Below are 12,237 nucleotides of genomic sequence, written 5' to 3' on the forward strand. Positions count from 1 at the left end.
TTCAGGGGTGGCCATGACACAGCTTAGAGCGGAATCCCGGCATGTCTAAATCGCTTAACATAAAACCCGTTTCTGGGAACCTTAACCCTTCAGGGTTGATCTGGTAGAGGCACAGAGGCCTCCGTGAGGCCATGTAGGAGGTCAGGGAAGCGCTCGTCAGCGGGCTCAATAGCCTTGATCGAGCGGTTTGGACCTGTCACGTTTTCGTGCCATCCCACATGCTCGTTTAAGCCACCTTCCGCTTAAAAGCGACGGGGCTTTTCCAGCCCAGTGCTGAATGGCTCAGATTATATAAGCCATTGATTTGTTTCAAGATAACCATCTCAGTTTGCCGCCTGATTGGCCATGACCGCCGCCAGATCAGCTCGGCCTTAGTGGTTTTGAAGAACGTATCAACGGCTGCATTGTCATAACAATTACTTTTGCCGCTCATGGAGCCTTCTGAAGCCATGCTGGCGCAGGATCTTCTGATAGTCATGCGAACAGTATTGGCTGCCGGGATTCGACCGAAACTCCCTGCCCGACCACAAGTTGCGGATGATCTGGGCGTTGGACTTTCGACGCTGAACAAGTGGGTGAACGCGCACCGTGACACGGATGTGGTATCCCCCGAGAATCGCAAGCTTGCACTGGAGAACGAACGGCTTCGGCGCGAGAACCACATCCTCAGGGAGGAGACGGACATGTTAAAAAAGCCACCCAGTTCTTCACGAGCCAAAAGCCATGAGATCCAGGTTCATCGAAGAACAGCGTGGTGCCTTCTCGATCGGCCGGCTTTGTCAGGTCATGAACGTCAGCCCACGTGTATTGCGGGCTTTCCGCAGCCGGTCTGCCGGCCGCAAGCAGCGCACGGATATGGTTGTGCTGGCGCATACCAAGGAACAGTCGCGCTCAAGCTTGGGCAGCGACGGCAGGCCCCCAATGATCGAGGAATTGAAGGAGGTCAATGTCGGGCACCGGCGTGTCGTTCGTCTGATGCGTGCAAACGGAATTAATGTTGAAAGAACGCGGAACCTCAAGGCGACCACAGACAGTGATCATAGGTTAAACATCGCCACGAACCTGTTGGATCGCGACTTCAGTGCGATCGAGCAGAACCAGAAATGGACGGGCGACATCGGCTACATCTGGTCCCGTGAGGGGTAGCTATATCTGGCGCCCATCCTCTATCTGCATTCCCGCAAACAACACCCAAGGATCTTCTTTATTCAGCAGTCCATCCCCCATCCAGCATTAAGGCACTTCCAGTCATAAGGGCTGACGCATTAGAGGCTAGGAAAAGTGCTGCGCCGGTCACGTCGCTCACCTGTCCTATCCGACCAATTTTAATCTTTGCAAGAACTGAATCGAGGAATGACTCATCCTCGAAGAATGGCTTAGTCATGGGTGTTTCGATGAAAGTTGGGCAGATTGTGTTGACACGAATATTCTTTGGACCGAGCTCTACCGCAAGGGCCTTAGTAAAGCCTTCGAGCGCCCATTTCGACGCACAGTAGAGCGTCCGGTTGGCTGCGCCAACATGCCCCATCTGAGATGACATGTTAATGATCGACCCAGCCGTGCCGGCGGCTGTCATACGACGGGTCACTGACTGGCAACAGAATATGGCCGCACGCACATTAAGCTCCATCACTGCATCATAGTCCTCCCCGGTCACCTCAAGAAGGGGTTTGGGACGGTTAGTTCCAGCATTGTTCACGAACACATCGAACGGTGCTACCGCAGTGATAGCGGAATCAAAGGCCATCACATCTGTCACATCGAGGGCCAAGGCCTCGGCCTTAAATCCCTCGGCACGGAGTGCCCCTGCTGCGGCCTCAATCTCAGCGCTTGTACGGGCGCAGAGTGTCACCTCTGCGCCTGCTGCTGCGTAGACCTGGGCGATGGCGAGGCCTATGCCGCGCCCCGCCCCAGTAACAAGCGCACGCTTCCCGTCGAGACGAAAATCAGGCTGACTGGCCGTCATTCAGCCGCCTCGCCATAGGGCACCTCTGTACCGCCGTAGCGGCGCACACGGATATTGCATTGTTCCGCATGGCCCACGAAGCCCTCGAGCATGCACAGCCGGGAACCATATTCGCCCATCAGCGTGGCTGCTTTGTCACTAATGATTTTCTGGTAGCTATGAGTCTTCAGGAACTTCCCGACCCAAAGGCCACCGGTGTAGCGCCCAGCTTTCTTCGTAGGCAAAGTGTGGTTAGTACCAATTACTTTGTCACCATTGGCCACGTTGGTACGAGGGCCAAGAAAGAGCGCACCGTAGGAATGCATATTCTCAAGAAACCAGTCATCGCGATCTGTCATTACCTGTACGTGTTCGGACGCAATGTCATTGGCCACAGTGAGCATTTCCTCGTAGCTATCGCAGATGATAACCTCACCATAATCCTCCCAGCTGACTTTGGCCGTGCCCGCGGTGGGCAGGATTTTGAGGATGCGGTCGATCTCCTGGAGGGTGCCTTCAGCCAGCTTGCGCGAATTCGTCACAAGCACCGCAGGCGAATTGTAGCCATGTTCGGCCTGTCCGAGAAGATCAGTCGCACACAACTCGGCATCCACAGTTTCGTCGGCAATGACCATTGTTTCAGTCGGACCTGCGAAGAGATCAATACCGACGCGGCCGTAAAGCTGTCGCTTCGCTTCCGCCACAAAGGCATTGCCCGGCCCCACTAGCATGTGAACCGGCTCAATGGTTTCGGTGCCAATGGCCATCGCGCCTACGGCCTGAATACCGCCGAGCACATAGATCTCGTGCGCGCCGCCAAAATGCATCGCAGCGATCACCGCTGGGTTGGGCTTGCCGTTGAACGGCGGTGTGCAAGCGATAATACGAGGCACGCCGGCCACTGAGGCCGTAGCAACAGACATGTGCGCCGAAGCTACCATCGGAAATTTGCCGCCAGGCACGTAACAACCAACGGATTGCACAGGGATGTTCTTATGGCCGAGTATCACACCGGGCATGGTCTCCACTTCGAGGTCGAGCATGGTATCGCGTTGCGCCTGCGCGAAATTACGCACTTGTTGCTGGGCAAACTTGATATCCTCAATCTCACGCTCAGATAGCTGCGCAATGAGCGCATCAATCTGTTCTTGCGTGAGGCGGAATGCCTCGGGGGTATAGTTGTCGAACTTCTTCGATAGCTCGCGCACGGCAACATCGCCGCGCTCTTTTATATCACTCAAAACGCCCTCGACGATCGAACGTGTTTTTGCGTCGTCCTCGGCCCGGTCGGCTTCAGTCTTGCCTCGCTTGAGGTAGGTTACAAACATGTAGTTTCCTTTCGGATGAATAGGTGGCGGTAATGGAGGCGCGGACAGTTCAACCCATAAGCCCCTGGTTTTTCTTGAAGGCCACGAGCCGCGAAAGGCGGGCATCGCGCCACGCTCTGCGGTCGGACAAATCTGCAAGCGGCAGCTCGGCTCGGCGCTCTTCGGCTGCACGGGAAATCACTGCGTCAGGCCATGGCTCAGGCGGTGGGGTGCGTACCATGCTCGCGTAAAGGTCGCGCAGGCGAGCGGCATAATCCTCGATCCCGCCGGGGGCATTAAGATCAATGGTTTCGAACGGGCCCATAAAAGACCAACGCAACCCAAGCCCGTGCGCGATGGTGGCATCAATGTCGGCAAGACTCGCAATTCCATCTTCGTAGAGCGCCCATGCCTCGTTAAGCAAGACCCCCTGAAGACGATTAAGAACGAAGCCATTGATCTCCTGTGTTAGGCGCACCGGAACCTGTCCTACCTCCTCCATCAACGCAGCAATACGATCGACGGCCGAAGGTTCAGTCCAAGGCGCGGGCACAATCTCGACCACCGGCACCAGATGGGGGGGGTTGACCGGGTGAACGATGGCGAAACAGGCTCGGTTCTTGCAAGCTTCGGTGAACTGGGAGGCAGGAATACCCGACGAGGAGGAACCCACAAGCACGCCCTCGCCAATAGCCGTATCGAGTTCGAGGCTTACCGCGGTTTTCGCCTCCACGGTCTCGAAGACCGACTCCTGTACATAGAAGACCCCCTCCACAGCCTCTGCGAGCGTCTCATGCACCGAAATTCGTGCAAGGATCGCGAGCTGATCATCATCGACGAGCCCAGCCTGGACCAGATCATTCAGGCTGTCGCGCGCCCAAGTCAGGATGCCAGCACGCACTGTCTCCGACGGATCGTAAGCACGCACAGAATAGCCTGCCCGCGCAAAAACAAGTGCCCAGCCGGAACCCACAAGTCCGGCCCCGACAACGGCGATGGAGCGGTTCTTATTCATCATGCCACCTTGGAGCTTTCGCCATCTGCAAGGCAGATCTCGGTTATCCGTAAACCTTCTTTCGAAATCCGAGACGGGAAGGTGTCGACAAGCCGCTCCTCGTGTATCGGGATCACCCGCCGGGCCTCGTAATCCACTTGGCTCATCATTTCCTCGGTGGCGAGCACGAGGTTTGTCTGACTACCCACGGCAAGGCCGACGGGTGTGTACATCTCCTCGACATCCACAACAGCACCATTGTTGCTAATGTTGTCGAACTGGTAGACAAGGTCGCCAGCCAGCACCCAGGTATCCTTGGAGTCTTGCTGGCCATCATTGCGAACAGTCACCCACATGGAGCCCCAAGTATGGCTATCAGGAGCCGCATGTAAGTCGATGCCCGGTAGTACATCTTCCATTGCCCCATTGATCGTAACGAGACGCTTGTCACGGGCGAGGTCGACGGCGCGCACGATGTCGCCAGGATCGACAGCTACCATCATCCAGCGCATCCGATCCGGCAGGGACATAGCCCAAACCCATTTGGAGATTTCCCGCTCCTGAATATAGAACTTGGTATTTGGAAAGTCCTCGACATTGCCAAAATGGTCGAAGTGGGCATGGGTGACGAAGCAGGTATCCACCTCTTCGGGGGTCACGCCCACCTCGGCCAACACCGTGCGCGGGTCACGCCAATTTTCTACACCGAAACGGTCACCTAGGGTCTTGCCATAATCCTTGTCGTTGTACCCCACATCGACCATGGCCACATGATCACGGCCTTTAATAACGACATAACAATAGGGAAGTTTGACGTAGCCTTCATTGTGCGCACCGTAGAGTACGCCACTTTTATGGTAGTTCGGTACATAGCTATACTCGAGCACCCAGATGGAATAATCAGCCATTTTTTCCTCCAAAGAAACTTGTTTGATAGTGAATGGGCCGTCAGACTGAGGTTCTCTGTCCGCAACAACCGCAAGCCTGTGACAGATCAACCATCTCGAGCCCGGCCTTTGTGGCACCCGCCGCGCGCAGATGGGCATAGCCTCGCTTAACCTGCTGACCAGCCAGCTCGTAGTTTTTCTCCGTCGACTCCGGACGCACGGCTGATAGCGTCGATAGCGCGGCTGTTGCGAAAACCAACGCGCTTTCGAGCTGTGCGCGATGTCTAGCAGTGCCACGTACGGCGCGGAGCACATCTAGCCGCGCTCGGGCGCTGGTGGCGCGCTCTTCGCAGGCCTTGTATTCGGGCAGGTCGAGCAGTTGTCGCTGCGCGGTAAGCTGTGCAAGGATCAACAAGCCAGAGACCTGCCCGATAATGCGACGCAGATCCTCGTAAATCGGGCGGCAAGCATAGGCATAGTGAGCCACGGCCTCAGACCCGAGAGTCACAGCCAGCTCGTCTGGCAAGGGTGCAATTTCGGGCAACGGGCCCTCGAGAGCCATGGCGCAATCAGGCTTGTGGGTTTGCGCTAAGCGAGTGAACAGGTGCGGTTGATCAGTCATCTGTAGTCCTCCGATCCAAGACGGTGCAGCGTTCGACAAGCGGCCCAGGAGGGATGTGTAGAATGCGCGGTACCACGTCGTTGGATGAGGCGAGTTCCCTTGCTAGTCGGACGGTCGCCGCCATCATTTCTTCGAGCGGTTGGGCAACCGTGGTAAGGCGATGTGAGGGCCATGCGGCCATGGCGATATCATCATAGCCCACCACTGAGATATCGGCGGGCACGCTCAAGCCAATGCCCTCTTGTACGCCTTCGATGAAGCCGATTGCTACGATATCGTTGGCGCAAAGAACGCCATCGGGACGGCGTGACAGCTCCTTCACGGTCAGGCCGGCCTCGTAGCCAGCTTCATAGGTAAAGCGTCCAGCCTCAATTATCTGAGGAGCGCCAAGACCCCGGGACACAGCTTGTTCCATAAAGCCCTTGCAACGCTCAACATTGGTAGACGCATCGGCGAAGGCGGAAATATAGAGGAGTTCTTTGTGGCCTAGATCAGCGAGATAATCCGCTGCCCGGCGCCCCCCCTCGACGTTGTCGCAGGAAATGCCGAATCCTCTTCTGTCTTCCGACAAGCGGTTGAAAAATATCACCGGAGCACCGGACGCCTCACAGCGCTCTCGTGCTTGAGACTTTAGATTCGTCGCGAGCACGATCAGCAGGTCCGGCTGATAGCTCAGCAACAGATCTACCGCTTCGTCTATGCCATCATACTGTTCGGCCGAGGCCAGCATCACGTTCATGCCCTGCTTCTGAAGCAAGCTGGTGAGGCGTGTCATCACCTCAGGATAAAACGGGTTCGTCAGGTCCGAAACTACCATACCGACGATCTGTGTCTTCTTAGTAATGAGACTCTGAGCAAAAGGATTGGGGCGGTAACCAATCTCCCCTGCGCGCTGAAGCACAAGCTTTCGGGTTTCCTCGGCAATTACGGCATCCGGGTAGAACGCACGGGAGACAGTCGAGACCGACATCTTGAGATCACGTGCCAGGTCCTTGACCGTGATCCTTTTTTGCTTCGTCCTAGGCATTATCTTTTCCATATTGTTTTTTTATGCTTAGCATGTCCGCGCTGGATATAGACTCTGATGTCACCGCGTGGGCGGCATCGCGAATTATCGGCTCCGGCGCCCGTCCTAGAAAGCGGGCGCCGGAAGATCGGTTACGGTTGGACCGTCGCCTCAATCTTAGTGAGCTTGTAGAGATCGTCGGGTGCCTCACAGCGAGTACAGTTGATACCTGGCACGTTCCCTGCTTCTGTCACATCAACCGGCAACGGTTGAATTGTAGCACCTTCAACCGGGGTGCCGTTAAGAGCTGAATCGACGTTCACCTCCGGCAGTAGCTCGGGGTTTAGCACCTCAGAAACGAAAGAGGTCGGCACCTTCGATTCAGGAAAGACGTTGCAAGCACCCTCATAGCTGTCGCCTTCACAGACCTTCACCGTATCAGCGGGCACCCACGGCAGGGGGTACTCAATGTTCATCGGCTCAAGCTCACGCTTTCCCGTGAGAATTTCCATTGCGAGCTTGAAAGCATAACCCGCCTGCGCCGGAGGCGAACCGGCGGATACGCCAGTAAGGCCCTTTTCTTGCATTTCTGGATCAGCCAGAGCGAGGCGGAAACCCGCGGAATTTTCACCAGTCATTGGTACCAGTCGGTCGCCTGCGTCAAGCATCGCCTGGACCGCGCCATATTCGCCGGCCTGCGCCCAAACGCCATCGACGTCCGGATGCGCGGTCAGGGCCTTCGCGGTCTCTTGCTGAGTAGTGCGATCATCCCAGTACGAATAATACTCGGCCACTACTTCGATGTCTGGGTACTGATTAAAGATATGCATCGCACCATCGGTATGACGCTGGTCGACCGAGTTGCCTGGCACACCGCGGGACAGAAAGATCTTACCTTTGCCGCTCAACTCGTTAACGAGCGCCTGCGCAGAGTTCTCACCAAACCCAGCTGAGAGGTAGCTCACGTTGTAAGCACATTCTTCGGTAACTGTGGCGTCATACATGAAGAACAATACGCCTTCGTCGCATCCGCGTTTAATGGTACGGTTCAGTGCGGTCGAAGAAATCGGGAAGCTGATAATTGCATCTGCCCCTTCGTCAATCATGCTTTCGTAGGCCGAGATCTGCGCTTGTGGGTCGGTCCCGGAGATAACTTCCTCCAGCTCGACGAGCTCATTGTAGGGCGCCGTCTGGGCCAACGCCTTCACGATATTGGCTGCTTCCGATTGCCATGCATTGCCTGAATAGGACAAGCTTAGGTAAACTTTGAACTTCTCTTCCGCCAGAGCCCCTGTGCCAATCGCCACAGTTGCTGTCGCAAGGGCCACCATGCCCGCCGTAGATTTGAACCCTGTCTTCGTCATTTTCTTCTCCTCCTGATATTACTTTGGCAGAACACTCTAAGCCTTGCGGCCGAACGAGCGCAGTTTCTGGAACAACTCTTCACGCAAAAGCAGAAGAGCGATCAGAATGATGGAACCTTCGATGATAGTACGCAGGCCGAATTCGAGCCCAAGAGCGGCGATTATTGTACCAAGGATAGTGAGCAGCAGCGCGCCTCCTACCGTACCAAGAAAGGTGCCGCGCCCACCAAGGATGGACGATCCGCCAATCACAACCGCCGCGATTGATGGGAGCAGATAGTCATCCCCCATGCGTAGCGTAGCTCCGTTGGAATAGCCCACCAATGCAATACCCACGAAGCCCGCGCACATAGCGCTCATCACGTAGGGCAGAATGCGGATTAAAGTGACTGGTGTCCCGGCATTGCGTGCGGCATTTACATTGGTGCCCACCGCATAGAGATAACGACCACAGACAGTGCGGCTCTGGAAGAGCCAGCCTAACAACCCGAAGACAATCAGTGCAATTACCGGGGTCGGCAGTCCAAGCATGTGGCTTTTCATTAATGCCACAGCAGCATCTGGAGCGGCCCCCCGTGGGGTACCACGAGTGTAGCCCAGTAGGCCCGAGGCCACGATGATCGACATAGCCATCGTCATGATAAAGGGCGGCACCCGTAACCAGATCACCCCAATGGCTGTGACCAGCCCTACTAGTCCACAGGTTCCGAGCACTGCCGTTAGCAGCACCCATTCGGTCGGATTGTTCGCGCCGACCCAGGTTGTCGACAGAATGCCGCCCATAGTGATGAGTGCCGGCAGCGACAAATCGAGCCCGCCGGTCAGAATGACCAGCCCTTGACCGAAGGATAGCACGACGAGGAAGAAGCCCAGTACAAGGACAGTTTCAACCTGTGACCACGAGCCGAGTGCGGGATTGATCAGCCTAGCACTCAACAGTAGCAGTATGCACAAAAACGCTACTGCTACGGTACTTACCGTTTCGCGATTGATCTTCGAGCTACTGCGGGTATCGCCTGTTTGGTCTAGGGAGAGTTCGCCTGGAGCAGATTTTCCTGATGCAATCATTTCTTGTCTCCCATGCCAATTAGAAAGGAGCTAAACACCACCGCCAGGATCAGCACGAAACCCTGGAACACACCGGTGTAGAACGATGAGATGCCGCTCGAGAACAATACCTTTTGTAGGAGTGTCAGGGTGGCAGCCCCCATCATGGTCGCAAAAACACCGCCGCGGCCGCCAGCAAGTGAAGTGCCGCCAAGCGCCACTGCGGCAAAGGTCAACATTAAGAGCGGAGTGCCTGCAGTCGGGTTGCCCGTAGCCGTCTGTGCGCTAAGCATGAAGCCCGCAACCCCATAGGCGCAGCCTGCAATCACATGGGCCATAAAACGCACGCGCACGGTGTTAATACCTGAAAGCGCTGCAGAGGGCTCATCGGCACCAATAGCGTAGAGCGAAATCCCAAAAGAGGTGCGTCGCAGCACGAACCATACTAAAAGCACCGCGCCTAACACGAGACCCGACACCGGAATGACGCCCCAGAGGCGATCGGTCATCTCATAGGATATCCATTCGGCCACCCACCCGCCCGGAGCCTTGAGGATTACTAGTGCGATACCCTGACAGATGATCATAGTGGCCAGTGTCGCCGCGATCGACTGCAGCTTAAGAACCGCTACGAGGTAGCCGTTTACCGCGCCGACCGCGGTGCCAATTGCAAGGCAAATAAATACTGAAAGCGCGGCACCGCCCGGTCCTTCCATCGGCCAAACCGCGAGCACGACATTGCAAATTGAGATTACACCAGCGACTGACAGGTCGAAGCCGCGGCTAATGACGATAATCGCCTGTCCCGCCGCAGCGAGCGCTAAGGGTGCGGTATTATTGAATAGCGCTGCGATCGAATAGGAGGTGAGCGCCTTAGGCTGCTGCACCGCATAGAGCGCATAGAGCGACAGATAGATCAACACGATCAGCCCCGCCCCATGGACAAACCGTAGGATCAGTCCCGACCCAGAGCCCTGCCCCGAGCTTGTCTCGGAGATAGTGTCCGTCGTTTGATCGGCATTGAGGTGCATGTCAGTCATTGCGCTGCCTCCTGTGGAGCTATCTCATCCACATGGCCCAGCATCGCTGCCACAAGGCCCTGCTCGGAGATTTCGTCCCCCTCGAAATCTTTGACCAACACGCCGTCGTAGAGCACTAGACAGCGGTCGGCGAGCTGTACAATTTCGGGCAGTTCTGACGAGTAGAACAGCACCGCGCCACCTGCGTCTGCAAAAGTGTGGATCGCGGCATAGATTGATTGTTTTGTCCCCACGTCGACACCCCGGGTCGGGTCGAAAAGTAGCAATGTCTTGGCCCCAGTAGCTAGCGTCCGAGCGACTAGCGCTTTCTGCTGATTGCCACCCGAAAGGTCTCCAATAGCGAAACTTAAGTAACGTGGGTTCATTTCGACCTTAGCTGCCGAAGCTTCAGCAACTGACATTTCACGCGACTGCGAGAGTAGGCCTCCGCGCGCCGCCTGCCCCAGGACCGGCAAAACCACGTTGGTGGCCGTGCTGAGTCCAGGTAGGATGCCGTCGGTCTTCCGTTCTTCCGGCAGGTAAGCGATACCGCTGCCCGTCTTGAGCGCCCGGCGCGGACTCGAGATCTGCACCGCTGCGCCATCGACCTCGACCTGTCCTGTAACCGGTTGATCAAGGCCCGAAAGCATTCGAAACAGTCCATGTTGCCCTTGCCCTTCAAGTGCTGCTACGCCGAGCACTTCGCCCGGTCGCAGATCAAAATTTAGATTTTTCAACCCATGGCCAGAAAGGTTGCGGCCCGCCAACTGGGGTGCCGCAGCCGCCGCAGGGCTGCGCCGCGTCATACGCTCATGCGCCGATTTGCGGCCAACCATCATTTCGAAGATCTCTCCATCGGATGCGTCGGAGAGATCTACTGAGGCGATAGACGCGCCATTGCGCAACACAGTGGCTTCAGTACAAATCTCGCGCACTTCGGCCAAACGATGAGAAATGTAGAGCACAGCTACGCCTTTCGCAGTGGCTTTGGCGATTTGCTCAAAAAGCCAATCAGTCTCGGCCAGTGATGCAGTCGGCTCGTCAAGGATCAGCACCTTGCCAGCGTTATTAATAGCGCGAGTGATCTCTATGCGTTGACGATCAGCAAGCGGCAAACCGTCTATCTGGTCCGCCGGATCAATTCGTTCCAGCCCGTATCGCTGCAGGATTCCGGCGCCATCGCACAGTGTCTGCCGTGCCGAAACCATTCCGCCGAAGCCTCTTGGTAAAGTAGGTAGGAGGAGGTTCTGCGCCACGCTTAGATTCGGAACGAGGCTTAGTTCCTGAAATGCCGTCGCCACTTGTTGGGTTCGCGCGTCAATCAGAGACTGCGGAGCATAAGGCGCACAGTCGAGCAACATCTTGCCAGCATCGGGTCGCACGGCCCCTGTCAAAATGCGAACGAGCGTCGACTTGCCAGCTCCGTTCTCGCCTAAAAGAGCATGAACTTTACCAGCCTTGAGCGCAATATCAGCATTTTCCAGAGCCACAGTGGCACCGTAGGATTTATGCAATCCAGCAGCCGCAAGCGCTGTAGATTCTGCGCCATGCTCCTCGATTCCTTCATCGAGCATAATGTTCTTCTCCCTCCCGCCCAAATGTCCCCCTCCACTGGGAACGTTCTCTGGGAACGTTCTCATAAATAGTCGCAATACAATTTTTTTGTCAATGATAAGTTTGGGCAGCTCACAAGATTGCAGTTCGACAATGCGATAATCGCTGAGAACTGAACCCGCCAACGTGAGAAGAACAACTAGGACGATCTCGTAGGTGGTTCATGTACAGCCACAAAGTAGCGACTACACGGAATCAAACTGCATATTGAGCGTAGCAAATACCGGGGAAAAAATACGGGAGTTACTGTATAAAACGGAGGATGCAACGAAAGGGTGGCATCTCGCATCCGATTCCGAGAAACGTTATGATCATCGATTGCATGCTCCGTGGCAACACAGTATCCGCCCGCCACCTCTGCTGAATACTGGGAACCAATCAGGACGCCGCTTGGAAGCTCCGTTAAGTGGTAGCGCGCGTTGTGGCGGGTTC

Annotated in this window: 10 protein-coding genes and 2 pseudogenes; 1 reads left to right on the plus strand and 11 read right to left on the minus strand. The window is 56.0% G+C overall.

The window, feature by feature from the left end:
- Window positions 1–226: 226 nt before the first annotated feature.
- A pseudogene (locus ACSQ16_RS01820) lies at window positions 227–497 on the minus strand (IS3 family transposase); the annotation flags it as partial.
- A 24-nt stretch (window positions 498–521) separates the two neighbouring features.
- Here ACSQ16_RS01820 and ACSQ16_RS01825 point away from each other — a divergent pair.
- A pseudogene (locus ACSQ16_RS01825) lies at window positions 522–1,143 on the plus strand (IS3 family transposase); the annotation flags it as partial.
- Between the two features lie 61 nt (window positions 1,144–1,204).
- Here ACSQ16_RS01825 and ACSQ16_RS01830 read toward each other — a convergent pair.
- From ACSQ16_RS01830 to ACSQ16_RS01875, 10 genes are all read right to left on the minus strand, one after another.
- Window positions 1,205–1,966 carry an SDR family NAD(P)-dependent oxidoreductase gene (locus ACSQ16_RS01830; protein WP_435988470.1) on the minus strand — a complete coding sequence of 254 codons (762 nt, stop codon included), beginning with the start codon at window positions 1,964–1,966 and terminating at the stop codon, window positions 1,205–1,207.
- A complete protein-coding gene (hisD, locus tag ACSQ16_RS01835; protein ID WP_435988471.1) occupies window positions 1,963–3,273 on the minus strand; it encodes a histidinol dehydrogenase in 1,311 nt (436 codons plus the stop codon). Before hisD ends, ACSQ16_RS01830 begins: the two co-directional genes overlap by 4 nt.
- Before the next feature lie 49 nt (window positions 3,274–3,322).
- A complete protein-coding gene (locus tag ACSQ16_RS01840; RefSeq protein WP_435988472.1) occupies window positions 3,323–4,267 on the minus strand; it encodes a 3-hydroxyacyl-CoA dehydrogenase in 945 nt (314 codons plus the stop codon).
- Window positions 4,267–5,154 (minus strand): N-acyl homoserine lactonase family protein, encoded by an 888-nt coding sequence (locus ACSQ16_RS01845; protein ID WP_435988473.1) that lies wholly within the window; start codon window positions 5,152–5,154, stop codon window positions 4,267–4,269. The genes ACSQ16_RS01840 and ACSQ16_RS01845 overlap by 1 nt, the downstream gene beginning before the upstream one ends.
- Before the next feature lie 40 nt (window positions 5,155–5,194).
- Window positions 5,195–5,755 carry a hypothetical protein gene (locus ACSQ16_RS01850; protein WP_435988474.1) on the minus strand — a complete coding sequence of 187 codons (561 nt, stop codon included), beginning with the start codon at window positions 5,753–5,755 and terminating at the stop codon, window positions 5,195–5,197.
- The gene (locus ACSQ16_RS01855; protein WP_435988475.1) at window positions 5,748–6,794 is read right to left on the minus strand and encodes a LacI family DNA-binding transcriptional regulator; all 1,047 of its coding nucleotides are present in this window, start codon (window positions 6,792–6,794) and stop codon (window positions 5,748–5,750) included. The genes ACSQ16_RS01850 and ACSQ16_RS01855 overlap by 8 nt, the downstream gene beginning before the upstream one ends.
- 119 nt (window positions 6,795–6,913) lie before the next feature.
- On the minus strand, window positions 6,914–8,125 hold the full coding sequence (locus tag ACSQ16_RS01860; RefSeq protein WP_435988476.1) for a sugar ABC transporter substrate-binding protein: 1,212 nt from the start codon (window positions 8,123–8,125) through the stop codon (window positions 6,914–6,916).
- Window positions 8,126–8,161: 36 nt separating this feature from the next.
- A complete protein-coding gene (locus ACSQ16_RS01865) occupies window positions 8,162–9,193 on the minus strand; it encodes an ABC transporter permease (RefSeq protein WP_435988477.1) in 1,032 nt (343 codons plus the stop codon).
- A complete protein-coding gene (locus ACSQ16_RS01870; protein ID WP_435988478.1) occupies window positions 9,190–10,212 on the minus strand; it encodes an ABC transporter permease in 1,023 nt (340 codons plus the stop codon). The genes ACSQ16_RS01865 and ACSQ16_RS01870 overlap by 4 nt, the downstream gene beginning before the upstream one ends.
- A complete protein-coding gene (locus ACSQ16_RS01875) occupies window positions 10,209–11,765 on the minus strand; it encodes a sugar ABC transporter ATP-binding protein (RefSeq protein WP_435988479.1) in 1,557 nt (518 codons plus the stop codon). Before ACSQ16_RS01875 ends, ACSQ16_RS01870 begins: the two co-directional genes overlap by 4 nt.
- Between the last annotated feature and the right edge of the window lie 472 nt (window positions 11,766–12,237).

It is taken from the genome of Sulfitobacter sp. SH24 (assembly GCF_965641895.1).
Classification (GTDB): domain Bacteria; phylum Pseudomonadota; class Alphaproteobacteria; order Rhodobacterales; family Rhodobacteraceae; genus Sulfitobacter; species Sulfitobacter dubius.

Excerpts from the sequence above, each read along its gene's own strand:
- ACSQ16_RS01830 (WP_435988470.1), bottom strand. The coding sequence starts at position 1,966 with ATGACGGCCAGTCAGCCTGATTTTCGTCTCGACGGGAAGCGTGCGCTT.
- hisD (WP_435988471.1), bottom strand. The coding sequence starts at position 3,273 with ATGTTTGTAACCTACCTCAAGCGAGGCAAGACTGAAGCCGACCGGGCC.
- ACSQ16_RS01840 (WP_435988472.1), bottom strand. The coding sequence starts at position 4,267 with ATGAATAAGAACCGCTCCATCGCCGTTGTCGGGGCCGGACTTGTGGGT.
- ACSQ16_RS01845 (WP_435988473.1), bottom strand. The coding sequence starts at position 5,154 with ATGGCTGATTATTCCATCTGGGTGCTCGAGTATAGCTATGTACCGAAC.
- ACSQ16_RS01850 (WP_435988474.1), bottom strand. The coding sequence starts at position 5,755 with ATGACTGATCAACCGCACCTGTTCACTCGCTTAGCGCAAACCCACAAG.
- ACSQ16_RS01855 (WP_435988475.1), bottom strand. The coding sequence starts at position 6,794 with ATGGAAAAGATAATGCCTAGGACGAAGCAAAAAAGGATCACGGTCAAG.
- ACSQ16_RS01860 (WP_435988476.1), bottom strand. The coding sequence starts at position 8,125 with ATGACGAAGACAGGGTTCAAATCTACGGCGGGCATGGTGGCCCTTGCG.
- ACSQ16_RS01865 (WP_435988477.1), bottom strand. The coding sequence starts at position 9,193 with ATGATTGCATCAGGAAAATCTGCTCCAGGCGAACTCTCCCTAGACCAA.
- ACSQ16_RS01870 (WP_435988478.1), bottom strand. The coding sequence starts at position 10,212 with ATGACTGACATGCACCTCAATGCCGATCAAACGACGGACACTATCTCC.
- ACSQ16_RS01875 (WP_435988479.1), bottom strand. The coding sequence starts at position 11,765 with ATGCTCGATGAAGGAATCGAGGAGCATGGCGCAGAATCTACAGCGCTT.